Origin of the sequence: Rhodoferax sp., from assembly GCF_034520025.1 — a bacterium.
In the GTDB taxonomy this organism is placed as follows: domain Bacteria; phylum Pseudomonadota; class Gammaproteobacteria; order Burkholderiales; family Burkholderiaceae_C; genus Allorhodoferax.
The window spans coordinates 1,000,387-1,025,063 of the sequence record NZ_JAXHNZ010000001.1 but is presented as its reverse complement, the minus strand read 5'-3'; the positions used below and the strand labels follow the sequence as shown (position 1 = coordinate 1,025,063).

Sequence of the window (24,677 nt, the reverse complement as noted above, 5' to 3'; positions counted from 1 at the left end):
CAGCTTCATAGGAGCTGCTCCAATTCAGTGCCATTGGCCAAGGCCAGTTCCTTCACGGCCTCGCAAAACACCTGGGCACGGTGCTCATAGTTCTTGAACATATCGAAACTCGCGCAGGCGGGCGACATCAGCACCGCATCGCCTGCATGGGCCTTGGCATTGGCCAGTGTGACGGCAGCGGCCATGGACTCCGCATCCAACACCGGCACACCGGTGTGCTCGAGGGCGGCACGGATCAGAGGGGCATCTCGCCCGATCAGCACCGCCGCGCGTGCATAGCGTTCGACCGGACCTGCGAGCGGGGCAAAGTCCTGCCCCTTGCCATCGCCCCCGAGGATCACGACGATCCGGCGGTCCGCGCCCAGCCCTTGCAAGGCAGCCACAGTCGCGCCTACATTCGTGCCTTTGCTGTCGTCAAAGAACTCCACGTCGTTGAGCACGCCAATCGGCTCGACACGGTGCGGCTCACCACGGTACTCCCGCAGGCCGTACAGCACCGCTGCCAATGAGCAGCCGGCGGAAGCGCACAAAGCCAAAGCGGCCAGCGCATTGCTCGCGTTGTGGCGGCCGCGGATGCGCAAGGCGTCCGCTGGCATCATGCGTTGGATATGGATCTCTTGCTCTTCATCCTTGCGGCGTTTGCGGGTCTCGTCGGCCTCGAGGGCGCGCACCAGCCAGACCATGCCGTTTACTTCCTCGATGCCGAAGTCGCCGGGGCGTTGCGGCATGGTGGTGCCGAAGGTGATGTACGCCCGCTCTTGCGGCCGCTGCAGGCGTACCCGCACCGGCTCAGGTCGCATGGCCATGACGACCGCGTCTTCGCGGTTCAGCACCAGCATGCCGTGCTGGCCAAAGATACGGGCCTTGGCACCGGCATAGGCTTGCATGCTGCCGTGCCAGTCGAGGTGATCCTGGCTGATGTTGAGCACAACCGCGGCGGTCGGCTCGAAACTGCCTGCGGCATCCAACTGGAAGCTGGAGAGTTCCAGCACCCAAACTTCGGGCAGCGTGTCCGCCACGAGGTGCTGGGTCAAGGTGTCCAACAAGGTCGGGCCAATGTTGCCGGCAACCGCCACCGTTTTGCCCGCATGGGCGATCAGTTGACCGGTCAGTGAGGTGACCGTCGTTTTGCCATTGGTGCCGGTGATCGCCAGAACAGCGGGGGCGTAAGCGCGCTGGACCCGCAAGGTATCCAGCCCCTGCGAATACAGGCTTAACTCGCCGCCAACCCAGATAGAGCTTGCGCAAGCAGCTCCTAAAACAGGAGCAATGTCTGCTGGACTCAGACCCGGCGAGCGGTATACCGCCTGCAAGCCTTGTCCTTCGACCAGGCTGGCATCAAAAGGACCCGCAACAAAGCGGACCTGAGGCAGTTCGTGTTGCAACACCGCCAGTTGAGGCGGAGTGTCACGGGTGTCGGCCACTGTCACGCTGGTCGCGCCAGCGCGCACACACCAGCGCGCCATTGCAAGACCAGAAGCGCCCAAACCAAGGATCAGCACTTGCTGGCCCGCGAGGGGTGCAAACACCATGGGCTCAGCGGGCGCATCGGTGGACACCGTCTCTTGCGCAACCGCCTCGGAAGCAAGTGCTGCGACCTCAGACTCTTTGGCGTCGGCGCTGTCCGCCTGGGTATCCGCAAAAATGCGGGCCACAAACTCGGCGGCATCTTTGGCAGCAGTCAGTGTCACGGGCAAAGCGATGGGAGCCGGAGCTGGCGCTGAAACTACAGGCACATCGGCGGGCGTCATTGCGTCTGCCAGCGGTTCGTCAGCCGGCAAATCCACGGTCGCAGCGCTCAGGGCAGGGTCGTGCGCGAGCCCGCCTGTCGTGTCGACCGGCGTGACGGGGCTGTCTGCGGGATGTGGCTGCTCGGGGGTGTTCATCGCAGTTTCAGGGTGGAGAGGCCGACCAGGCAAAGCAACATGGTGATGATCCAGAAGCGGACCACGACCTGGGTCTCTTTCCAGCCGGACTTTTCAAAGTGGTGGTGGAGCGGCGCCATCTTGAGCAGGCGGCGGCCCTCGCCGAAACGGCGCTTGGTGTATTTGAAGTAGGTGACTTGCAGCATCACTGACACTGCTTCAGCCACAAAGATGCCGCCCATGATGGCCAGCACAATTTCCTGGCGAACAATCACAGCAATCGTGCCCAAGGCACCGCCCAGGGCCAGCGCTCCGACATCGCCCATGAAGACTTGCGCGGGGTGGGTGTTGAACCACAAAAACGCCAACCCGGCACCTGCCAATGCCGAGCAGAAGATCAAAAGCTCACCCGAACCGGGGATGTACGGGAAAAGCAGGTACTTGGAAAACACCGAGCTCCCGGTCACATAGGCGAAGACTCCCAAAGCCGAACCCACCATGACCACAGGCATGATGGCCAGTCCGTCGAGGCCATCCGTCAGGTTGACCGCATTGCTGGAGCCGACGATGACCAGGTAGGTCATGACCACAAAGCCGAGCACGCCCAAGGGGTAGCTCACCTCCTTGAAGAAGGGCAAAAACAAGCCCGCTTTGGGCGGAAGGTTGACGTCGAAGCCCGAAGCCACCCAATTGAAAAACAGCTCCAAGACCCGGAGGTTAGAGCTTTCAGAGATGCTGAAGACCAGGTAGAGCGCGGCCAACAAGCCGATCAGGCTCTGCCAGAAGTACTTTTCCCGGGAATGCATGCCTTCCGGATCTTTGTGCACCACTTTGCGCCAGTCATCGACCCAGCCAATCGCACCAAAACCCAGCGCCACGACCAGCACAATCCACACAAAACGGTTGGAGAGATCCGCCCACAGCAAGGTCGCAATCGCGATGCATAGCAAGATCAACACCCCGCCCATGGTGGGCGTTCCGCTTTTGGCGAGGTGGGTTTCCATTCCATAGCCACGAATTGGCTGGCCGATTTTCAGAGCGCGCAAACGGCGGATCACCACAGGCCCGGCCACCAGGCCGATGAGCAATGCGGTGAGCGCAGCCATGACGGCCCGGAACGTCAGGTACTGAAACACCCGGAAGAACCCGAGCTCCGGGGACAAACCTTGCAGCCATTGGGCCAGGCTCAGCAACATGTAAATTCTCCAAACAAATCAAGCGGCATCGGATACCACCTCCGGCGCAGATGGGGCCGACAAAGCCTCCACCACACGCTCCATGCGCATAAAGCGCGAGCCTTTAACCAATACGCTGGCCACGCCCGGCGCCAATGCGTGCGCGGCTTGGAGTAATCCTTCCACCGTCGCGAAATGGCGCGCCGAGGGCAGCTCTTGCACCGCAAAGGCACTGGCCTCGCCCAAAGCCAGTACATGCTCTATGCCTGCAGCCCGCGCGTAGCGGCCTGCCTCGGCATGAAAAGCCGGGCCTTGTTCACCGACCTCGCCCATATCGCCGATCACCAGCAAACGGGGACCGGGCAAATCGGCCAGCACATCAATGGCGGCCCGCATGGAATCGGGGTTGGCGTTGTAGGTGTCGTCTACCAAGGTGAAATCGCTGGCACCATGCCGGACCTGCAGTGCGCGGCAGCGACCCTTGACCGGCAAGAAGGCCTCCAAGCCTTGTTGAACCGACGCGACCGGCACGCCTGCGGACAACGCACAGGCTGCGGCAGCCAGCGAGTTCTTTACGTTATGACGACCGGCTATCGCCAAGCGGAACTGCAGCGCTCCCTGCGGACTCAAGGCCTGTACTTGCCATGCACCGTGTTGCCAGCTGGCATGTTGCAGCATCACCTCCGCGCCGGTGGACGCGGCGGAAAAATCGGTAACGGAGCGGCCTGCGGCCAGCCCACGCCACAGGGGAGCAAATTCGTCATCTGCAGGAAACACGGCAACGCCGTCGGCCGGCAAGGCGGACAGCACACTGCCGTTCTCGCGCGCAACGGCTTCGATGGTGTGCATGAACTCCAGGTGCTCCCGCTGCGCGTTGTTGACCAGCGCCACCGTTGGGCAAGCCATTGCTGCAAGCCCTGCAATTTCACCGGGATGGTTCATGCCCAACTCGACCACGGCAATGCGGTGGGTGGCGCGCAAGCGCATCAGGGTCAGAGGGACTCCGATGTCATTATTGAAATTGCCCACCGTGGCCAATGCGGCGCCGTCCGGCGCATAGGCATGCAAGATGCTCGCGACCATCTGGGTCACAGTGGTTTTCCCGTTACTGCCGGTGACTGCGATCAGGGGAATCTGAAACTGCGCGCGCCATGCAGCAGCGAGTGCGCCCAATGCCTGCTTGGTGTCAGACACTTCGAGTCGCGGAAGCCCTACGGGGTAGGCCAACGCAAGCAAGCCGGCATGGCACAACACGGCGGCAGCGCCTTTGGTCTGCGCTTCGTGCAACATGGCGTTAGCGTCAAAACGCTCGCCCTTGAGCGCGACGAACAGATCGCCCGGCTCAATGGTGCGGGTATCGGTATGGACCCGGGCAATACCCACTGTGCTGTCGCCTACCAAGCGGGCACCGGGCAATAGGCGCGCGGCATCCGCCACCGTCATGAACAGGCTCATGCAACAACTCCAGGGGTGGGCTGCCGCTGTGACAGCGCCGCTTTGGCATACGCCATGTCAGAAAAAGGCGTCTTGGTGCCGGCCACTTCTTGGGTCTCTTCGTGGCCTTTGCCGGCGAGCAAGACCACATCTTGTGCTGCCGCCTGGGCAATCACTTGGGCGATGGCTGCGCCGCGGTCCACTTGCACGTCCACGTGCGGGCACTCCACCATGCCCAAAAGAATTTGCGCTACGATGGACTCAGGCCTTTCGCTGCGGGGGTTGTCGCTCGTCACCACGACGCGGTCCGACTGCGCAGCGGCCACTGCGCCCATCAAGGGGCGCTTGGTGGCATCGCGGTCCCCGCCGCAGCCAAACACGCACCACAAGCGCCCGCCGCGGCTGCGCGCCACAGGCTGCAAGGCGCGCAGCGCCTGGTCCAGAGCGTCCGGGGTGTGGGCGTAGTCCACGGCCACCAATGGCGCAGCATCACCCCCCACGCACTCCATGCGCCCCGGAACAGGCAGCAAAGTGGAGCACGCTGCTACCGCCTCCGCCAATGCAATACCCTGCGCACGCAAAGTAGCCAGCACGCCCAGCAAGTTGGAAACGTTGTAGCTGCCGATGACGTGCGACTGCATACGAATGATTTGCGCGCCTTCCACCACATCGAACGCGAGGCCTTTAGCGGTATGGGACACATAACGCGCCTGCAATCGAGCTGGCCGGTTCACGCCGACGGTCCACAAATCCAAGCCGGAGCTCGCCAGCTCAGCGGCCAGCTCTAGGCCCTTGTCGTCATCCACATTAATTACCGCGGCCCGCAAGCCCTCCCAAGCAAACAGCGAACGCTTTGCTGCCCAGTAGGCGGCCATGCTGCCGTGGTAGTCCAAGTGGTCTTGGGTGAAGTTGGTGAAGATGGCGGTATGAATCACGGTGCCTGTCATCCGCATTTCTTCAATGCCGATGGACGAGGCCTCGATTGCAGAGGCCGTAAGCCCTTGATCCACAAAGCTGCGCAGTGTCTTTTGCAACAGCACTGGATCCGGCGTGGTGAAACCGGTCGCCGTCAGCGAGGGCGGGCGGCCAACTCCTAAGGTGCCAATCACACCGCAGGCCTTGGCATGTGCGCCCTCGACTTGACCTAATGCTTGCGCAAGCCACCAAGCCGTGCTGGTTTTACCATTGGTACCCGTCACCGCTAACAGCGCCAGCTCGCGGGATGGCGCACCATAGAACTCGGCGGCGATCAGGCCGGAGTCGGCCTTCAGGTTGGCGTATGGCGCTACTTTTTCAGCATCAAAACCAAAAGCATCGGCCCCGTCTTGGTCGACCACGCAGGCCAATGCGCCCTGCTTAAGCGCCGCTGACACGAAGCGGCGAGGATCAGTCGCCACGCCGGGCCAGGCAATGAAGGCATCTGTAGCGTTGAGGGTGCGGTTGTCAGTCGTCAGCCCTTGCACGCCACGTGCGCGCAACCAAGCAACCACGGCGGCGGGATGGGTGAAAGCCGTCATCAGAAGCTCTCCTCAACCGCCGAAGCCTGAATATGCGGCTGCACGGCAATATCGGGCTGCACACCCATCATGCGCAGCGTTTGCTGCACTGTTTCACTGAACACCGGAGCAGCCACTTCACCGCCGTAGTACTTGCCGTTACTTGGTTCATCAAGCATCACGCCGACAATGATCCGTGGCTCTTCAATCGGGGCCATGCCCACGAACCAGCTTCTATATTTGCGGTTGCCGTCAGAGCCATAGCCCTTGCCGATCTGCTTGTACGCCGTACCGGATTTGCCCCCCACCGAATAGCCGATCGTCTGGGCTTTGGGGGCAGTCCCGCCGGGACCGGCGGCCATCTTCAACATGTGCCGAACCCGGGCGGCTGTTTGCTCGGAAAACACCTGTACGCCGACTGCAGGCGTAGTGGTTTTCAGCAAAGTGGCGGGGATGATTTGCCCGCCGTGCGAGAAGACGGTGTAAGAGCGCACCATTTGAAACAGGGACGCAGACATGCCATAGCCGTACGAGACGGTGGCTTGCTCGATGGGGCGCCACGATTTGTAAGGGCGCAAGCGACCGGACACAACGCCCGGAAACTCGACTTGGGGCTTTTGGCCAAAACCGGCTTGCGAAAAGGTTTGCCACATTTCGCTCGCAGGCATTTGCATGGCCAGCTTGGTCGTTCCCACGTTGCTGGAGACTTGCAGAACTTGCTCTACCGTCAACATCCCGTGAGGATGAGAGTCGCGGATCGTCGCGCCCGTGATCGTGATGGTGCCGGGTGCCGTGTCGATCATCGTGGTCGGCTTCACACGACCGGTTTCGAGCGCCAAGCCCACCGTGAACGGCTTCATGACCGAACCGGGCTCAAAGGTGTCGGTCAGAGCACGGTTGCGCAGTTGTTCACCGGTGAGGTTCTTGCGCTTGTCGGGCGTGTAGCTGGGGTAGTTGGCCAAGGCCAGCACCTCGCCGGTGACAGCGTCCAACACCACCACGCTGCCGGCTTTGGCTTTGTGAGTGGTCACTGCATCCCGCAGCTTCTGGTAGGCAAAAAACTGTACCTTGCTGTCGATGCTGAGCTGCAAGTCGCGCCCGGGCACCGGCGGCACCACCTCGCCCACATTCTCAACCGCCCGGCCCAATCGGTCCTTGATCACATGACGCATACCGGCACGACCGAGCAGCTCTTTGTTGAACATCAGCTCAACGCCCTCTTGGCCGTTGTCTTCCACGTTCGTAAAGCCCACGATGTGGGCCGCAGCCTCACCTTCCGGGTACTGACGCTTGTACTCTTTGCGCTGGTAGATACCCTTGATGTTGAGCTCGGCTATTTTTTTGGCGATGTCCGCATCGACCTGCCGCTTGATCCAGACAAACGTTTTGTCCTCGTCAGCCAGCTTTTTGGATAGCTCCGCCACGGGCATATCCAACAACTTGGCCAGCTGCGAGAGCTGGCCTTTTTCGAGATCGACATCCTCAGGAATAGCCCAAATACTGGGCGCAGGTACGCTGGACCCCAGGATCAATCCGTTGCGGTCTAGGATGCGGCCGCGATCTGCGGGCAGGTCGATCGTCCGGGCAAAGCGCACTTCGCCTTGCTTGATAAAGAAGTCATTGGCATAGACCTGGATGTAAGCCGCGCGGGCCACCAGCCCGGTAAAACCCAGCGCAATGGCACCCACGACAAACTTGCTGCGCCAGACAGGAGTGCGGCTGGCCAGCAAAGGACTGGAGGTGTACTGGATGCCCCGGCGTGTCACTCGGCACCTTTCGTCGGCACAGAGGCTTCGGGAGCGGCTTTGGACGCCGGTGCGTTGTAGGTCACATAGCTGGTGATGGCAGGTGTCACCTGGCGCATCTGGAGTTTGTCGCGTGCGAGCTGCTGCACACGGGCAGAAGTGGCCTGCTCACGCTTGGCCACTTGCAAGCGTCCGAACTCTGTCTCCAGGCGGCGAGAGTCCGCGCGCGCCTTGTCTAACTCGGCGAACAGGCGGCGAGACTCGTATTGCACTCCGACCAGGTACAGGGCACTGATCACGACCGCCAACAACAGGACAAGATTGATTCGGATCATGCCGGCATCCTCTGCGCAACGCGCAGAATGGCGCTGCGGGAGCGAGGATTTGCAGCGACCTCCTCAGCTGACGGCTTGATTCGTCCAAGCGCCTTGAGTTTCATGACCTTGGGTGCGGCAAAAGGGGCACGCCGGTCGTATTCATCTTTCGAGTGTTTGGCAATAAATTGCTTCACGATCCGGTCTTCGAGCGAATGAAAGCTGATCACCGCCAACCGCCCTCCGGGCTCCAGCACCTCGAGACTGGCCTCTAACGCTTGTTGCAACTCCTCAAGCTCGGCGTTGATGAAAATCCGAAAAGCCTGAAATGTGCGCGTTGCAGGGTTCTGGCCCGGCTCGCGGGTTTTGACCGTGTCAGCCACGAGTTGGGCCAGCTCGGAGGTGGTTGAAATTGCCCCCCGTTCCTGTCGGCGAGCAACAATCGCCTTTGCAATTGCCCCAGCAAACCGTTCTTCACCGTATTCACGTATCACCTCCGTGATTTGATTGATCTCGGCTGTCTCCAGCCACTGGGCAACACTTTCTCCGCGCGTAGTGTCCATGCGCATATCCAAAGGACCTTCGAAGCGGAAGCTGAAGCCCCGCTCCGGGCTGTCAATCTGTGGGGAACTGACCCCCAGATCCATCAGAATTCCGCCCACACTGCCGCCGGCCAGAACTCCAAGATTGGAAAATCCTTCGTGACGGATAGAGAAGCGGGCATCGCCGATCAGGGCTGCTTGCGCCACAGCCTCCGGGTCGCGATCGAATGCAATCAAGCGTCCAACGGCGTCGAGGCGCGACAAAATAAGCCGGGAGTGGCCACCACGGCCGAACGTAGCGTCGACATAAGTAGCCTGGGCCGCTGAGGCAAATGGAGTGCCGCCGTCACTGAACAAGGCATCAACCGCTTCGTTCAACAACACGGTGGTATGGATCCGGGGAGCTTCCACCGTCAGGCCTTAAAAAGAAAAGTCCTTGAAGACGTCGGGCATCTCGCCCTGCATCGCTTTGGCCTCTTGTTCGTCGTAGGTTGCTTTGTCCCACAACTCAAAATGATTCCCCATGCCAAGCAGCATGGTGTCTTTGGCAATACCTGCAGACTCCCGGAGTTCTGGCGAGATCAACACGCGGCCGGTGCCATCCATCTCGACATCCATGGCATTGCCCAAAAAAATCCGTTTCCACCACTGCGCAGACATCGGCAACGCAGCAATACGCTCCCTGAACTTTTCCCATTCCGGACGCGGGAAAACCATCAGGCAGCCGTGGGGGTGCTTGGTGATCGTGAGTAGTCCGGCAGCCGTCGCACTCAAGACGTCACGATGCCGTGTCGGCACCGACAGGCGACCTTTGGCATCAAGACTGAGAGACGAAGCCCCTTGGAACACGTAAAACCACCTTTGTACTGCGACAGCACTCAAACAGCAATTTCATGGCACTTTTCACCACTAAATTGCACTTTTTTGCACTGTATCAGCAAACGGCCTAACCGCAAGATGCCTCGCGCGAATTTTTTCCAATGAAATCAAGGACTTAGAAGCGTTTTTAAAGGCGGCAACACCTTAAAAACCGTTCTAAATTAAGCACTTAGCAGATGCTCTGAAAGTGATGCTTGAAGGGAATACCGTTTATCCGCTTTTTCACACATCACAGAATAAATCGTGACAAGTCTTCGTCCTGGCTTAGCGCCCCGAGACGCTCATCCACGTAGCGGCCATCGATCTGTATGGTTTGACCACCCAGGTCTCCCGCATCGAAACTTACATCATCGAGCAAACGCTCCATCACCGTGGCCAAACGACGGGCTCCGATATTTTCAGTTCGCTCATTCACATCAAAGGCAATCTGCGCAAGACGGGTGATGCCGTCGGGCGTGAACTCCAAAGTCACAGCTTCGGTTGCAAGCAACGCTTGGTATTGCTTGATCAACGATGCGTGGGTTTGCGTCAATATCGCTTCGAAATCCTGGACCGACAAAGACTGCAACTCCACGCGGATCGGAAAGCGCCCCTGCAATTCAGGAATCAAATCACTCGGCTTGCTCAAATGGAAGGCGCCCGATGCGACAAACAGAATGTGGTCCGTTTTCACCATACCGTACTTGGTGGTGACTGTGGTTCCTTCGACCAAAGGCAACAGGTCACGCTGAACACCTTGCCTGGAAACCTCACCTCCATTGCCCTCGCCACGGGAGGTGACCTTGTCAATTTCATCAATAAACACAATGCCGTTTTGCTCCAGGGTTTGGATCGCCTGGGTTTTGATGTGCTCTTCGTTGACCAGCTTGGCAGCCTCTTCCTCGACCAGTAGTTTGGCAGCCTCTGCAATCCGCAATTTGCGGGTTTGCTTCTTGCCTTGGCCCATTTGACCAAAGAGCCCGCGAAGCTGCTCGGTCATCTCCTCCATGCCCGCGGGCCCCATGACCTCCAAGCTCGGCGCCTGCATGGCGAGGTCTAACTCAATCTCACGATCATCGAGCTGCCCCTCGCGTAGCTTCTTGCGAAAAGCCTGACGCGTAGAGCTTTCAGGGATATCGGCCGACGGCGTGGCACTGGCGTCAAACCGCGGAGGTGGCACCAAGATATCCAAAATTCGCTCTTCGGCAGCGTCTTCAGCCCGGCGGGCAACCCTGCGCTTCTCTTGCTCCCGGACCTGCTTTACGGCAATTTCTGCCAGGTCGCGAATGATGGCATCCACATCTTTGCCCACATACCCAACCTCGGTGAACTTGGTCGCCTCGGCCTTGATGAATGGCGCATCAGCCAGCTTTGCAAGGCGTCGCGCAATCTCTGTTTTGCCGACGCCGGTAGGGCCGATCATCAGAATATTCTTGGGCGTAATTTCATGACGCAAATCGCCCTCGACCATCTGCCGGCGCCAGCGATTGCGCAATGCGATCGCAACCGCACGTTTGGCCTGCGCTTGGCCAACAATGTGTTTATCTAACTCGGCAACAATGCCGCGGGGTGTGAGCGTCTGCATAAAAAACTTCGGAAAACAGGAGTTACAGGGTTTCGATGGTGTGATGCATATTGGTGTAAATGCACAGCTCACCTGCAATTTCGAGTGAGCGCTTCACAATATCCGCAGCCGGCAAATCAGAGTGATTGAGCAAGGCCACCGCAGCGGCTTGGGCATACGCACCACCGGAGCCAATGGTGACGATCCCGTTTTCGGGCTCAAGCACATCACCGTTTCCTGTAATGATCAACGAAGCGTCTTTGTCCGCCACCGCCAACATCGCCTCCAGCTTGCGCAAGACGCGATCGGTGCGCCAGTCCTTGGTCAACTCAATCGACGCCCGCACCAAATGACCTTGGTGCTTTTCGAGCTTGGCTTCAAAACGCTCGAACAAGGTGAAGGCATCCGCCGTAGCACCTGCAAAGCCGGCCAGTACTTTGCCGTGATAGAGCTTACGTACTTTCCGGGCAGTGCCCTTCACCACGATATTGCCCAAAGTGACTTGTCCGTCACCGCCGATCGCGACCTGCACACCCGCAGCTGTCTTGCGCCGCACACTGATGATGGTCGTTCCGTGAAATTGTTCCATAAGGGGGGAGATAAGGGTGAAGCTAGCGAATACAAGCGGAGACATGCTATCTCCGCACAAAGCCCCGCCTACAAATCGCGGGGCACAACCCGTGCGTGTTCGCTGATGCCAATCACATTGAAAAATGCGGCAACCAAACGATGCACATCTTGAAACTGCACCATACAGCCCTCTGCCTGACGCGAAACGACCCAGTTCAAGATCGTCCCTGCCGCAGAGAAGTCGACTCGAACCAAGAATCGACAAGAAATCACAATGTTGTTGGACTGGTCGCGCGCACTGTCCAGCCCCGCCAATAGCGCCGTTGTATCTCCGGCCACGACCCCGCGCAGCTCTTGGCTGGTCAGGGTGACTGAACCCACGCCCATCGGCGCAGTAGAGACAAAATCGGCGGAAGCTGCATCAGTGGAGCGAAAGTGAACGGCTGAATAGTCACAGCGCGCCGGGGCCCATGCAGGGGGCGAAACCTCATAGGTGATGCAATAGTCCAGCGCCACCAGCTCAAAGTCGTCAAGACGCTGCAAAGCTCGGAGGACATTTAAACGAACAATCCACCACGCAGAATCAACGCTACGATTAGCAGAGGGTGTCAAGAGTTGCAGCGCCGCCAACAACTGCGATGCACCGCCGAACCGCAACGAGACCGGCTCGTCGCACAAACTGGCAAACAAGCCAGAAAGCAAAGGCATCGCAGGAGCATCGATACGCTCAAGAGCAGTCCAGTCCAAAGTCCATGGCATCGGCTGAGTCGACAGTACCAGGCGCAAAGCCTCCATCCCTGGAACGTCCAAAAGCTGGGGGCAGGACCACATCGGACCCGCTTCAGCGTACTCTCCAGCCACTGGCTCTGGCACAAAGGGCGCCGCCAATGTCGTTTCCGCGCCGAACGCCGTGTTGAGCTGAACGACATCCCAACGAGGCACCCGTTCGTCCCATAAGTGCGCAAACTCCACGATGGCCCAGTCAAAACGCTCACGATTTTGAGTGGCTCGATAGAAGTCCATCAGGGCAGCGGCCCAGTTAAACGCCGTCGAAGCATCCGCTACACCGCGTCGCAGCGCGCTGATCAGGCTACTTTCCGCCCCGTGATCGTCGCCATTGGCAAAACGAATGGCGGCTTCCTCCAGTTCAGGATCAGCGGCAGCATCAGAGACTTCTAAAGCCAGCAGCTTAGAGGTCGTGAACGACAGATCAGAGGACTCTGTGGCTCGGGAAAATGCAGGCTTGCTCCCAAGTGCTTTTGACTCCGGCGCTGCAAACATTGGCTCAGTCGGCTGCCCCATTTGGGTCGCCGCATATTCCGTTTGCGGTGCGCCAGCCACCGGCTGATCCGGTACTCCGCGCATGATGGGCAATGTGGATGCAGCGGCGCCCCCCCCATACCGGGTGCCGGCGGAGGCGCCACTCGGCGCCAAGGATGGCTGTGTGTCACTCCCAGGTGCAACTGCCGACGGGCGCTGTTCACTCCCTGCATTTGCAGCGGCTGCCGCGTCTTGCTTGCCTTTCCACCACTGCCGGGACATCTGCGCTTCGATTTCGTCGATTTTCTTGAGGGTCACCGCACGACCGTCGGGGTCGGTGGGAATACTGCTCTGGAAAAACGAGGGACGCGCAAGATTGGCTACCGCGGAGGGGTCTCTGTTGCGCAGTTTGCGGAGCTGGTCGAATTCGCGCTTGCGGACAAAGTCATTTTGTCGCTTGCGCTCAATCATGGCCTTGAGAGCCTGCTTATCGTAAGCACTATCAGGCTCTGTTTCGGTGCGAGAGATATCCGACCAGTCTTTGGTCGGATTGCGGACAAACATCGCCACTTTGGAAAGTAGGCCGGGACGTTCGTCTTTGGTTGCCATGTGAGCGGTAAGTAGCCTGCGTTAGAGGGAAATTAATCCCCGAACATTTTCTGCTTCAGCTCGCGGCGTTGCTGCGCTTCCAAAGAGAGCGTAGCCGTCGGGCGGGCCAGCAAACGACCGACACCGATAGGTTCACCGGTTTCATCGCAATAGCCATAGTCGCCGGAATCGATACGTCCGATGGACTGCTCAATCTTTTTCAGCAGCTTGCGTTCGCGGTCGCGGGTGCGCAGCTCCAGAGCGTGCTCTTCTTCGATGGTTGCGCGATCCGCCGGATCGGGCACCACCGAGGTGTCTTCACGCAAATGCTCGGTAGTCTCTCCGGCGCTCGCCAGAATTCCACGCTTAAGCTCGGTGAGCTTTAAGCGAAAGTATGCGAGCTGCATCTCGTTCATGTATTCGGAGTCGGGCATCGCCAACAGTTCAGCATCCGTCATTTCGGTCACCGTTTTGTTTTTCCAATTATTGGCAAGTTTCGCGTCTTTTTTCACGATAGCAGGAATTACGGGAGCAATAACAGGGGAAGACATGGACTGGTTATAACTGGCTTTGGCAGCCGTTGAGGCGACTGACTGCGCCATAGAGGGCACCGTGAGCTGGGCCAGTCGCGAGGACGGGCGACCTGCTTTGGCAGGTACTGCGGGAGCCGGAGCAACCACCGGCGCGGCAACGGCCACCGGTTTAACAACCGCTTTTTCGGCGGCAGGCTTGGTTTTTGCTGGCGTTGCAGCAGCTGTTTTGGCTGCGGATTTCACCGGCGCTTTGTCAGCAGTCTTGGTAGTTGTTTTCACAGGGGCAGGAACCGTGGTTTTGACAGCGGCTTTGCTGCTCGGTGGTGTAGCGACAGGTGCTTTGGCAACGACTTTCGCAGTTGGCTTGGCAGCGGATTTTGCAGCGACCTTTACGGCAGCTGGCTTGACTTTGGCAGGGGCTTCTTTGGCCTTGCTATCTTTCCCGGACTTCGCGTTCACTTCTTGTCTCCTGGCAGGTTCGGCCTGCACATCGTCGCTGGTGGCTGCAGCCACTCTGGAGGCTTTTCGAGGCCTCTCGGAGCGGGCTTCTTCGGCGCGCGAGTGTACAGGCTTACCTGAAGGAAAACCCATAAGTTGCAAAAGCGAGACAAACATAGCACCCCCTGCCCTCGTTCCATCCAAATATTCAGAAGCAGCGACGGCCGTGACAGCAGCCGTACGCAACTCCCCTCGATACCTTTAAACCAAAGACTGCTCCATGCCTTGCAAGAAGATGTCCTTGGGCAGATCAATACCAATGAACACCATCTTGCTGGTGCGCACCTCAGCCTCACCCCACGCAGGGCCCAAATCACTGCCCATGAGCTGGTGCACACCTTGGAAGATCACCTTGCGGTCAGTGCCCTTCATATTCAACACGCCTTTGTAGCGAAGCATGCGCGGACCATAGATATTGACGATGGCACCCAAGAAATCTTCGAGCTTGGCAGGATCGAACGGACGATCTGACTTGAACACAAAACTTTTTACATCATCTTCGTGATGGTGATGGTGACCGTGGGTCGCATGGTCATGGGCGTGCGACGGGTGGTCGCAATGCTCTCCATGGGCATGGTCGTGGTGGTGGTCGTCGTCCTTGAGGAAGTCCGGATCAATATCGAGCTTGGCGTTCAAGTTGAAGCCGCGCAGATCAAACACTTCCTGGATGGACACTTCGCCGAAATGCACCGCTTTTTGCGGCGCGCGCGGGTTCATGTGCTTGATGCGGTGCATCAAGGCGTCCAGCTCATCTTTGGACACCAAATCCGACTTGCTGATAAAGATCTGGTCGGCAAAGCCGATTTGGCGCCGTGCCTCCTGGCGATCATTGAGCTGCTGAACCGCGTGCTTGGCATCGACCAGGGTCAAAATTGAGTCCAACAAGTAGGTCTCGGCGATCTCATCGTCCATAAAAAAGGTCTGTGCCACGGGGCCGGGGTCGGCGACGCCGGTGGTCTCGATCACCACGCGCTCAAAGTCCAGCTCACCCTTGCGCTTCTTTTCTGCCAAGTCTTTCAAGGTAGTGCGCAGGTCTTCGCGAATGGTGCAGCAAACGCAGCCGTTACTCATCTGGATGATCTGCTCATTGGTTTCGCTGACCAGAATATCGCTGTCGATATTCTCTTCGCCGAACTCATTTTCGATCACGGCAATCTTTTGGCCGTGGGCCTCAGCCAGCACGCGCTTGAGCAAGGTCGTTTTGCCGGAACCTAAGAAACCGGTCAGGATAGTGGCGGGGATCAAGCTCATGGTTCAAATTCCAAAAAATGGTGCAGTGCGAACAAAGCAACTGGGGAGTGTAGTCAGCAATTCAAGGGCACGAGGGCCGGTGGGGTCAGCGGCGCATCACCACCAGGCCTTTGAGGTACTCCCCTTCCGGGAAAGCAATCGTCATCGGGTGATCCGGTGCACCGCCCATGCGGTCGGTAATAAATCCGTCGACGCCCGCATCCGAGCCAGCTCCGGCAATGATTTTGTGGAAGAGGTCCGTACTGATACCGCCTGAGCAGCTGTAGGTAAACAGCACGCCACCCGGCTCCAACAACTTGAACGCCAGTCGATTGATGTCTTTATAAGCACGGGCCGCGCGCTCGGCGTGGGCCACTGTGGGTGCAAACTTCGGCGGATCCAAAATGATGGAATCAAACGTGCGCCCTTCCGCCGCGAAGGCACGCAGGCTGGCGTTGACATCGGCATCCATGAAGGTCGTGCGACTGGCATCGAAACCGTTGAGCGCCACATTGGCACGCGCTTTTTCAATGGCAGGGCCACTGGAGTCAATCGATGTCACATGCCCCGCTCCGCCGGACAACGCAGCCACGGTAAAGCCGCCGGTATAGCAGTAGCAATTGAGCACCCGCTGGAAACCCAAGCGGCGGGTCGCCTCTGCAAACCGGTGGCGGCTGTCGCGCTGGTCCAGGTAGAAGCCGGTTTTATGGCCCTCGGAAATACTGAGCGCCAACGCCCAATCGTGCTCCTGCAAAACCAGATCAGTAGGCCCTTCACCGCGCAACCAACCGGTAGCCTCAGGCAAGCCTTCAAGCGCACGGCTACTGGCATCCGACCGCTCGTACAGCTTGGTCAAGCCCGTGGCGGAGAGCAGCGCATCGGCAATGGCGGACTTCCATTTCTCAACACCCGCTGAGGTGAACTGCGCAACCAGTGTGTCGCCATAACGGTCAACAATCAGGCCTGGCAAGCCGTCGGACTCGCCGTGGATAAGCCGAACGCCATCGCTTTTGATATCAAATCGGGCTCTAGCGCTTATAGCGCTTGCGCAAGCAGCTATGAAAAAGCTAGCATCAATCCGCTGCTTCTCGTCAAAGCTCCAGACACGTGCACGGATTTTGGATTGCGGGCTGAAAGCTGCCCAACCTAAAAACACCCCTTCCGCCGACTCGACCCGCACGGTTTCGCCGCTGTCACCGCCCCCTTTGGCAATGGCGGACTCGAAGATCCAAGGATGACGACGCAACAAGGAGCGCTCTTTACCGGCGCGCAGTCGAATGATTTTCATGGAAGGTATTGTCGCTTGGGACGCATCGCAACCCGCAGGAAGAAAGCAAGCGCAGAAAACAAAAAAGGCCAGCAGAAGCTGACCTTTTTTGAACCCTAAAGGGTGAATTGGAGCGGGAAAAGAGGTTCGAACTCTCGACCTATACCTTGGCAAGGTATCGCTCTACCAACTGAGCTATTCCCGCGTTGCAAGACCACGATTATATGCCGCATTTTTCGGCTTCGCGAGAAAGTCATCAACTTTTTTCAAAAAAGTCCTATTGGGCGATCAGCGCTTGAGCTTGGCACGAGGGTGCGCGGCATCGTATGCCTTGGCCAAGTGCTGGAAATCCAGCCTGGTGTACACCTGTGTGGTGGTGATATTGGCATGGCCCAGCAGCTCTTGCACGCCGCGCAGGTCACCACTGCTTTGCAGCACATGGCTAGCGAACGAGTGGCGCAACATATGAGGGTGCACCGGCACATTCAGGCCGGCCAGCTGGCTGCGGCGCTTTAAACGCTGCCAGACGCTCTGCGCGGTGAGCCGGGTGCCATTGCGGCCGGTGAACAGGGCAGACGCGGCATCTGCACCAGACGCGGACACTGGTGCTGCGCCCCGGGTGCCTGATGGGCCGCGCAAGTCTAGCCACCGTTGCAAGGCCTTCAAGGCGGTGGCGCCGACCGGCACACTGCGGCGCTTGGCGCCTTTGCCCAGCACATGGGCTTCTGCCGCCTGCAGATCGACCCAGCCTTTGGCGGCTTTGCCCGCCATCACATCCAAGCCCACCAACTCGCCGACCCGCAGGCCGCTGCCGTAGAGCAACTCCACCATGGCGGCATCACGGGCCTCGAACCAGGCATCGTCATCACTTTGAAAGTCTGCGAATTGCACTGCATCGTCGACCGCTAGCGCTTTGGGCAGTGGCTTAGGGGCTTTGGGCGAGCGCACGTCTTGCACCGGGTTGCTGGGCACCAGCCCATCCCGCCCCAACCAGGCGAAAAACCCTCGCCACCCCGACAAGATCAACGCAATGCCGCGGCCGCTGCGGCCCGCGCCATGCATTTGCGCGACCCAGCGGCGGATGTGATGGTTTTGTACCTCGCGCAGCCCGACATCGGCACGCTCTGCCTGCTCGTGCAGGCGGGCGAGGTCTAGAGCGTAGAGCTCGACGGTGCGCGCCGCCAAGCGCTTTTCAACTCGTACAAACTCCAGATACTTGTCGATCAGGGCACGATCGTCCGCAGGCATGGCGGTAATAACTAACTCAGCGCAAGCGCGACAGGGCGGCGCTGGCGATCTCGCCGATGCGGGCCAAAAACTCGGTTCCCATGCTGCTGTTGAAGCGCTGGGAGTCGCTGGACGCCAGCACCAACATGCCAAAAGCGGGGGCAGAACTACCTGCCACGCCGCTGCGCAGCGGGATCAAGGCCAGAGAGCTCATGCCGGTCGGCTGGTCCAGCCAGCTCACGGCCTCGAAGCCGGTATTGAGCCCGCAAAAGGGCTCATTCAAAGAGGTGGCAAATACCTTGGCTTCTTCGCTCACCGCTTGCGCGGCAGGGATACCGGCAAAACTCTCCGCCAAGCCCCACAAGCGCAAGCCCACTTGGGGCACCGTAAATTGGTCTTGAATCTCCCGCACGATCTCAGTGGGCAGTTCTGCCGGGTTGATGGTGAGGAACAGCGAGCGCGCCCAGCGCAAAATTTTGTCGGACAGGAGCACGTTCTCATTGCCGTGGCGGATCATTTCCATGATGCGCTGCTCCAGCATTTTGATTTTTTCGCGCAGCATTTCGGCTTGGCGCTCTTGCAAACTGACCGCTCGGTGGCTATGCGGGCTGGTGAACTGCACCGTGGCTAACAGCTCCGCGTGGCGCTGGAAGAAATCGGGGTTGTTGGCAAGAAAGTTGGCGATATCGTCTTCAGTGATCGGGTTCGCCAAGGCTTGGTGGGTGGGTGTAGTCATCGTGAGCTAAGTCAGGTTATTCGGGTAAATCAATTTCGCCGCGGAAAACAGTCGTGGCCGGGCCGGTCATGAACACCGATTGCCCAAGGCCCGCCCACGCGATGGTGAGCACACCGCCCCGGGTATGCACATCCGCCCGGGCGTCCAGCAGCCCCAGACGGATACCCGCCACGACGGCAGCACAGGCGCCGGTGCCACAAGCCAGGGTCTCGCCCACGCCGCGCTCGTACACACGCAAGCGCACCTCGCTGCGGCTCACCACCTGCAAAAAGCCTACGTTCACGCCTTGCGGGAAACGGGCATCGGCCTGTACGTGCGGGCCCCACACGCCGACCGGTGCCGCATCCACATCAGCCACCAGGGTGACCGCGTGGGGGTTGCCCATCGAGACCGCAGCTATCAAAAGAGGAGCGCCTTGTGCAGAATCAGCGCCGGCCAGAGGCCAATAACCCCATGAACCCATCGGCACAAGGCTCAAGCCAGAGGCGTCAAAAGGAATCTCGGCCGGCTCAAACACCGGGGGGCCCATATCGACCGTGACACGGCCATCAGGGGTGAGCAGCGGCTCGATCACCCCCTTCATGGTCTTGACGCGGATGCGGTCTTTGGTCGTCAACCCTTGGTCGCGCACAAAACGGGCAAAGCATCGGGAGCCGTTTCCACACTGCTCGACCTCGTTGCCGTCCGCGTTGTGGATCACGTATTCGAAATCGATGCCGTCTCCCGGAGAAGGACGTACCGTCAATATCTGATCGGCCCCGACGCCAAAGTGGCGGTCGCCCAGATAGCGGTAATGCGCAGGGGTCAGGCCGAGGCGGCCGCGGGTTTCGTCGAGCACCACGAAGTCGTTGCCCGCGCCCTGCATTTTGGTGAACTGGATTCGCATCGTTTCATTATCCCCGTTTGGCGTCACAATCCGCCGCATGGCCCGACCCACCTCTCTCTTGCCCGGCGCACTGTCGCCGGCATCTGCCTCGCTCGTTGACGCCTGGCAAACCGACCGCCCCACACCATTGCTGCGCAATGTCTTGCGCCTGACCGCGCCCAACCCCGGGGTGATGACAGGCCCGGGCACCAACAGCTACCTCGTCGGAGAACCCGCCACCGGCTTTACGGTGATTGACCCGGGCCCCGCCGACCCCGACCACCTGCAGCGCTTGTGGCAAGCGGCCGCGTTTGAAGACGGCGCAGGCGGCAACATCTTGCGGATTGTTTGCACCCACTCCCACCCGGATCACTCGCCCGGCGCCGCCCCACTGCAGGCACTGTGCCAGGGCGGCCCGCCAATTCTGGGTCTGCCCTCTGCGCCGACTGCGCGCACAGCCAGCGCATTCACCCCCGATCGTCCGCTATTAAATCAGGAGCTGATCGCGCATATGCTGCCTGGGCTAGATGTAGAAAGTGCACTCAAACCGGTGCATACCCTGCGAGTGATCTACACCCCCGGCCACGCGGCCAACCATGTCTGCGTCCTGCTCGAAGAGGACGGCCTACTTTTCAGCGGCGACCACATCCTTAACGGCAGCACCACCGTGATTGACCCGCCAGACGGCAATATGCACGACTACCTGCAATCGCTGGACGCCTTGAGCGCCGCCTGCGAGGCACACCAGGTGCAATTCATCCTGCCAGCCCATGGCCATGTGATGGAGGCGGCACTCGATGCGATTGCCCACCTCAAAGCCCACCGGCTCAAGCGCGAGGCAAAAATTGCCGCCGTCATGCAAGCGCACCCCCATGGCAGCATGGACGATTGGCTGCCCCTGGCCTATGACGACGTGGATCCGCGCATCTGGCCGGTCGCCAAGCGCTCATTGCTGGCCCACGTCGAACGCATTTACGCACTGGATAACGAAAAAGGCCGGCCATGACCCGCAACACCCTCAAGCTCAACCCTGTCGCCCAGCCCAAGCGCTTGCCTGCCGGTCAAACTCCCGCACGACAAGCAACACCGGCTCCACGCCCTGCTTCCGCGCCCTCCTCGGCGCCCCGCGCTAGCGCGGCGCGGCCGGCCGGCGCACGCCCGACGGGCAACCGCCCACCTCGCAGCCATGATGGCCCGGCACACCCGCGCCCGACCGGCAACGCACCGCGCGATGGTGCCCTCCCTCGCCCGCTGCGCAGCCGACCTGCGGACGGCCATCCACGCCCACCTGAGCATGCAGGCACTCCGCGTCCTCCTCGGGCAGAGTCCGCAAAACCCCGCAGTGCGGCGCGCCCTGCCAGTGGCGCCACTCCACGGCAGCGGCCTGCACCTGCGCCACTGCCGGACACCGGTGAACGCCTGTCCAAAAAGGTCATGCAACTCAAAGACTGCTCCCGCAAAGAGGCAGAGCAGTACATTGAAGGTGGCTGGGTACAAGTGAATGGCAAGGTGATTGAAGAGCCCCAACACCGGGTAGACCACGAGACCATCACCCTGGACCCCAACGCCAGCTTGATGGAACTCACTCCGGTGACGATCCTGCTCAACAAGCCTGCCGGGCATACCGACGGTCTAGAAGAACTGCCCACGACCCGCGCGGGCGCCCCCATGCGCCCGCCCGCCCGCGGCACAAAAGCACCACCGCCCAATGCCCGCCTGCTACTCACCCCCGCCCAGCATTGGGAGGGCGATGCCAGCGAGACCCGGGTCATCAAACGCCACTTCAACCACCTAGAAGCGGATGTCGAGCTCGAAAACGGCGCAACCGGCTTGGTGGTGTTCACCCAGGACTGGCGTACCACCCGCAAACTCACCGAAGACATGTCCACCATGGAACACGAGTTTCTGGTGGAGGTACAAGGCGAAATCGAGCCGGATGCACTCAAGCCGATCGGCTATGCGCTCAAAGACGAGCGCTTGGATTTGCCGCAAGTGAAGGTGAGTGTGAACAGCACCACGCCCGAATCCAGCCGCCTGCGCTTTGCAATCAAGGGCTCACACCCCGGGTTGATTGCATTCCTGTGCGAAAAAGCCGGCCTGCAGATTTTGGCCATGAAGCGCATCCGCTTGGGCCGCGTCACTCTGGCCGATCTGCCGGTCGGACAGTGGCGATATCTGGCGGGCTGGGAAAAGTTTTAGGAGCGGATCAACTCGCGATGTAGCTCTGCAGTTGGCTGATCGTCTGTTCGTGGTCTTTGATGATGTCGTCCATCAAGTCCCGGATAGAGATCATGCCCAGCACCTTGGTGCCGTCGACCACCGGCAAGTGGCGGATTTTTTTCTGGCTCATCAAGGCCATACACTCTTGGGTGCGCGTCTTGGGGCCGACCACCATGACCTGCGAGGTCATGATGTCTTTCACTTGGGTGTCTTTGGAGGATCGGCCTGCCAGCGCGATTTTGCGGGTGTAGTCCCGCTCCGAGAAGATGCCAACCAGCTTGTCGCCGTCCATCACCATGAGCGCGCCGACGTTGCAGTCCGCCAGCATTTCAAGCGCCTGGTAGACGCTGTCTTCCGGGTTCAGACTCCAGACAGAGCCCCCGTGTTTCTCCAACAGTTCCAGAATCGGTCGCATAGAGCCTCCGCCAAAAACACTGTGAAGACTCGACCATACAACAAATAAAGTGTGAAGCCCACCGATAAGCCGGATTCTGTGCATGGGGTTTCCCCCACGTGACCACCATTACTCTGGGCCGCTGGTCACCCAAACGGCTCGATGCTACCTACCCGCCAACTCCGGGGGCCCCGTCAACGTTGGCCTACTTGGTATTGCTGCGCGTAGAGATTGCCCGTTTCACCCGAACTAAATCGGCTCGTCTCTGTTGCTCTAATCCTCACCTTAGGGCCTGCCACTTGCGTGGCCGGCTTGTCAGTGGACAGTCGTTAACTGCTACGCTGCCCTATGCAGTCCGGACGTTCCTCCAGTGCTTGGTTTCCCAAATTGCACCAGCGGTGGTCTGGCGGGCTTCACCCTCCGATTATCGGGCCTGCCGGCGCCGGAATATCGATATGTGCAAACTGTCGCTAGCAATTCACGGCTTTGCCACAAAATAATCACCTGCACACCCCATCACGGAGACACCCCATGGCATTCGACAACGTCCTGCAAACCATCGGCAACACGCCCCACATCCGCATCAACAAACTGTTCGGCAACAGCCACAAGGTGTATGTAAAGAGTGAGCGCACCAACCCGGGCGGCTCCATCAAGGACCGCATCGCCTTGGCCATGATCGAAGACGCAGAACGCAGCGGCGCGCTGCAACCCGGCGCCACCATCATTGAGCCCACCTCCGGCAACACCGGCGTGGGCCTGGCCTTGGTCGCGGCCGTTAAAGGCTACAAACTGATCCTGGTCATGCCCGACAGCATGTCCATCGAGCGCCGCCGCCTGATGCTGGCCTACGGCGCCAGCTTCGACCTGACCCCGCGCGAGAAAGGTATGAAAGGCGCCATCGCCCGCGCCGAAGAACTCAAGGCCCAGACCCCCGGCGCCTGGATTCCCCAACAATTTGAAAATCCCGCCAATATCGATGTGCACGTGCGCACCACGGCTCTGGAAATCGCCAACGACTTTCCCAATGGCGTGGACTACATCATCACCGGCGTGGGCACCGGCGGTCACCTGAGTGGTGTGGCGCAAGTGCTCAAAGCCAAGTGGCCGCAGCTCAAGGTGTTTGCCGTTGAGCCATCGGCATCGCCCGTGATCAGCGGTGGCGCGCCCGCGCCCCACCCTATTCAGGGCATCGGTGCTGGCTTTATCCCCAAGAACTTGAAAACCGAGTTGCTGGATGGTGTGATCCAGGTCGAAGCCGAAGTAGCCCGTGAATACGGCCGCCGCAGCGCACGTGAAGAAGGTTTGCTGGTCGGCATTTCCAGCGGCGCAACCTTAGCTGCCATTGCTCAGAAGCTGCCCGAGATCCCCGAAGGCAGCACCGTGCTGGGCTTTAACTACGATACCGGCGAGCGTTACTTGTCGGTCGAAGGCTACTTGCCCGTCTGATCTCATACACAAGGCCGCGGCTTACTTCAGCAGGAAGTTGCCGTGACCCGAGTTCAGGGCGGTGGCCGCCGTAGTGGCGGTTTCGTCCTTCAGCTCCACTCCGGAGAGCTGACGGCGACGGGACTCGGTGAGCAAGTAGTGCAGCTTCAGGGCTGCCTCGTCATAGCCCAGTCCAGCGGGCCGCACATTGGAAATGCAGTTGCGGCTCGCGTCGGTCAGCCCAACGCGGGGCATCCAGGTCAGGTACAGGCCCATGCTATCGGGTGAGCTCAAGCCAGGGCGCTCCCCGACCAGTACCACCACCGCCTTCGCACCCAATGCCTGCCCGATTTCATCGCCGATGGCGACACGGGCTTGGCGCACCACACTCAGGGGCGCGACTTTCCAATCTTCGCCCGTCATGCGATGGTGCAAAGCCGCCAAGAACGGTGCCGCGTTTTGCTCGATAGCCAAAGCCGACAGGCCGTCTGCGATCACAAATGCTACGTCGAACTGCCGTTCCTCCAGATCGCTGTCCGAAGGGGCCAACAAGTCGCGCGAAGCGATGTCCAACCTGCGCCCCAGGTCGGGGCGTTGCAGGTAGAGGTTGCGGTCGGTGGCCGCACTCTGCAGTTGGAGCACAGAGCCCGACAGACCCGGCCAGGCAGCGCTCAGCTGCTCTGACAAGGCCGAACCATCCAAGCTGCGATGCACGGCGTCGCGTGCCTGGGCGTGGGCGAGTTGGAACGCAAGGTGTGCGCTCGTGGGCAAGCTCACACCGGAGCGGCCCAATGCAATGCGGGCATCAGTGAATTGGCGCAATGCCGCCCATGGGTTGGCGGTGACCGGCGATTGTTTTTCAGACATG

21 protein-coding genes, 1 tRNA gene, 1 other RNA gene and 1 pseudogene are annotated in these 24,677 nt (G+C 59.9%); 3 read left to right on the top strand and 21 right to left on the bottom strand.

The genetic code is table 11. From position 1 onward, the window contains the following. Positions 1-5: 5 nt before the first annotated feature. The 18 genes from murD to dapF all read right to left on the bottom strand — a co-directional run bounded on the left by murD (position 6) and on the right by dapF (position 19,788). Positions 6-1,886, bottom strand: coding sequence for a UDP-N-acetylmuramoyl-L-alanine--D-glutamate ligase (gene murD / locus U5L73_RS04890; RefSeq protein WP_416221260.1), 1,881 nt, complete (start codon positions 1,884-1,886; stop codon positions 6-8). Next, on the bottom strand, positions 1,883-3,061 hold the full coding sequence (mraY, locus tag U5L73_RS04885; protein ID WP_322561289.1) for a phospho-N-acetylmuramoyl-pentapeptide-transferase: 1,179 nt from the start codon (positions 3,059-3,061) through the stop codon (positions 1,883-1,885). Before mraY ends, murD begins: the two co-directional genes overlap by 4 nt. Positions 3,062-3,079: 18 nt before the next feature. Further along, positions 3,080-4,495, bottom strand: a complete 1,416-nt coding sequence (locus tag U5L73_RS04880; protein ID WP_322561288.1) for a UDP-N-acetylmuramoyl-tripeptide--D-alanyl-D-alanine ligase — start codon at positions 4,493-4,495, stop codon at positions 3,080-3,082. After that, positions 4,492-5,991 carry a UDP-N-acetylmuramoyl-L-alanyl-D-glutamate--2,6-diaminopimelate ligase gene (locus tag U5L73_RS04875; protein ID WP_322561287.1) on the bottom strand — a complete coding sequence of 500 codons (1,500 nt, stop codon included), beginning with the start codon at positions 5,989-5,991 and terminating at the stop codon, positions 4,492-4,494. Before U5L73_RS04875 ends, U5L73_RS04880 begins: the two co-directional genes overlap by 4 nt. Further along, positions 5,991-7,736, bottom strand: a complete 1,746-nt coding sequence (locus tag U5L73_RS04870) for a penicillin-binding protein 2 (protein ID WP_322561286.1) — start codon at positions 7,734-7,736, stop codon at positions 5,991-5,993. The genes U5L73_RS04875 and U5L73_RS04870 overlap by 1 nt, the downstream gene beginning before the upstream one ends. Next, positions 7,733-8,050, bottom strand: coding sequence for a cell division protein FtsL (ftsL, locus tag U5L73_RS04865; protein ID WP_322561285.1), 318 nt, complete (start codon positions 8,048-8,050; stop codon positions 7,733-7,735). Before ftsL ends, U5L73_RS04870 begins: the two co-directional genes overlap by 4 nt. After that, a complete protein-coding gene (gene rsmH / locus U5L73_RS04860) occupies positions 8,047-8,982 on the bottom strand; it encodes a 16S rRNA (cytosine(1402)-N(4))-methyltransferase RsmH (protein WP_322561284.1) in 936 nt (311 codons plus the stop codon). The genes ftsL and rsmH overlap by 4 nt, the downstream gene beginning before the upstream one ends. A gap of 9 nt (positions 8,983-8,991) precedes the next feature. After that, positions 8,992-9,420 (bottom strand): division/cell wall cluster transcriptional repressor MraZ, encoded by a 429-nt coding sequence (gene mraZ, locus U5L73_RS04855; protein WP_322561927.1) that lies wholly within the window; start codon positions 9,418-9,420, stop codon positions 8,992-8,994. Between the two features lie 259 nt (positions 9,421-9,679). Continuing rightward, the gene (gene hslU / locus U5L73_RS04850) at positions 9,680-11,014 is read right to left on the bottom strand and encodes an ATP-dependent protease ATPase subunit HslU (protein ID WP_322561283.1); all 1,335 of its coding nucleotides are present in this window, start codon (positions 11,012-11,014) and stop codon (positions 9,680-9,682) included. A 22-nt stretch (positions 11,015-11,036) separates the two neighbouring features. Further along, positions 11,037-11,582: an ATP-dependent protease subunit HslV gene (hslV, locus tag U5L73_RS04845; RefSeq protein WP_322561282.1), complete on the bottom strand. Its 546-nt coding sequence runs from the start codon at positions 11,580-11,582 to the stop codon at positions 11,037-11,039. Between the two features lie 68 nt (positions 11,583-11,650). Beyond that, the gene (locus U5L73_RS04840) at positions 11,651-13,432 is read right to left on the bottom strand and encodes an STAS domain-containing protein (RefSeq protein ID WP_322561281.1); all 1,782 of its coding nucleotides are present in this window, start codon (positions 13,430-13,432) and stop codon (positions 11,651-11,653) included. 32 nt (positions 13,433-13,464) lie between these two features. Continuing rightward, the gene (gene dksA, locus U5L73_RS04835; RefSeq protein ID WP_322561280.1) at positions 13,465-14,403 is read right to left on the bottom strand and encodes an RNA polymerase-binding protein DksA; all 939 of its coding nucleotides are present in this window, start codon (positions 14,401-14,403) and stop codon (positions 13,465-13,467) included. A gap of 240 nt (positions 14,404-14,643) precedes the next feature. Continuing rightward, positions 14,644-15,693 (bottom strand): GTP-binding protein, encoded by a 1,050-nt coding sequence (locus tag U5L73_RS04830; protein WP_322561279.1) that lies wholly within the window; start codon positions 15,691-15,693, stop codon positions 14,644-14,646. An 85-nt stretch (positions 15,694-15,778) separates the two neighbouring features. Continuing rightward, positions 15,779-16,960 carry a class I SAM-dependent rRNA methyltransferase gene (locus U5L73_RS04825; protein ID WP_322561278.1) on the bottom strand — a complete coding sequence of 394 codons (1,182 nt, stop codon included), beginning with the start codon at positions 16,958-16,960 and terminating at the stop codon, positions 15,779-15,781. A gap of 108 nt (positions 16,961-17,068) precedes the next feature. Continuing rightward, positions 17,069-17,144 (bottom strand) — tRNA-Gly (locus tag U5L73_RS04820). Positions 17,145-17,227: 83 nt separating this feature from the next. Beyond that, the gene (locus U5L73_RS04815; protein WP_322561277.1) at positions 17,228-18,187 is read right to left on the bottom strand and encodes a tyrosine recombinase XerC; all 960 of its coding nucleotides are present in this window, start codon (positions 18,185-18,187) and stop codon (positions 17,228-17,230) included. Positions 18,188-18,203: 16 nt separating this feature from the next. Further along, on the bottom strand, positions 18,204-18,902 hold the full coding sequence (locus U5L73_RS04810; protein ID WP_322561276.1) for a DUF484 family protein: 699 nt from the start codon (positions 18,900-18,902) through the stop codon (positions 18,204-18,206). Between the two features lie 16 nt (positions 18,903-18,918). Then, positions 18,919-19,788 carry a diaminopimelate epimerase gene (dapF, locus tag U5L73_RS04805; RefSeq protein WP_322561275.1) on the bottom strand — a complete coding sequence of 290 codons (870 nt, stop codon included), beginning with the start codon at positions 19,786-19,788 and terminating at the stop codon, positions 18,919-18,921. 103 nt (positions 19,789-19,891) lie between these two features. On the opposite strand from dapF, the pseudogene U5L73_RS04800 reads away from it, so the two are divergent. Both U5L73_RS04800 and U5L73_RS04795 read left to right on the top strand, forming a co-directional pair. Continuing rightward, positions 19,892-20,773, top strand: a pseudogene (locus tag U5L73_RS04800) (MBL fold metallo-hydrolase); the annotation flags it as partial. Next, the gene (locus U5L73_RS04795; RefSeq protein ID WP_322561274.1) at positions 20,770-21,966 is read left to right on the top strand and encodes an RNA pseudouridine synthase; all 1,197 of its coding nucleotides are present in this window, start codon (positions 20,770-20,772) and stop codon (positions 21,964-21,966) included. The pseudogene U5L73_RS04800 and the gene U5L73_RS04795, both read left to right, overlap by 4 nt. Before the next feature lie 7 nt (positions 21,967-21,973). Here U5L73_RS04795 and U5L73_RS04790 read toward each other — a convergent pair whose 3' ends face one another. Beyond that, positions 21,974-22,402, bottom strand: coding sequence for a CBS domain-containing protein (locus U5L73_RS04790; RefSeq protein ID WP_313875069.1), 429 nt, complete (start codon positions 22,400-22,402; stop codon positions 21,974-21,976). Between the two features lie 49 nt (positions 22,403-22,451). Then, positions 22,452-22,796, bottom strand: an RNA gene (gene rnpB, locus U5L73_RS04785) — RNase P RNA component class A. A 116-nt stretch (positions 22,797-22,912) separates the two neighbouring features. Between rnpB and cysK the strand changes: the two genes are divergently transcribed. Beyond that, positions 22,913-23,830 (top strand): cysteine synthase A, encoded by a 918-nt coding sequence (gene cysK, locus U5L73_RS04780; protein ID WP_322561273.1) that lies wholly within the window; start codon positions 22,913-22,915, stop codon positions 23,828-23,830. Positions 23,831-23,851: 21 nt separating this feature from the next. Here the strand turns inward: cysK and eutC are convergent, their stop codons facing one another. Beyond that, positions 23,852-24,676: an ethanolamine ammonia-lyase subunit EutC gene (eutC, locus tag U5L73_RS04775; protein ID WP_322561272.1), complete on the bottom strand. Its 825-nt coding sequence runs from the start codon at positions 24,674-24,676 to the stop codon at positions 23,852-23,854. Position 24,677: the final 1 nt, after the last annotated feature.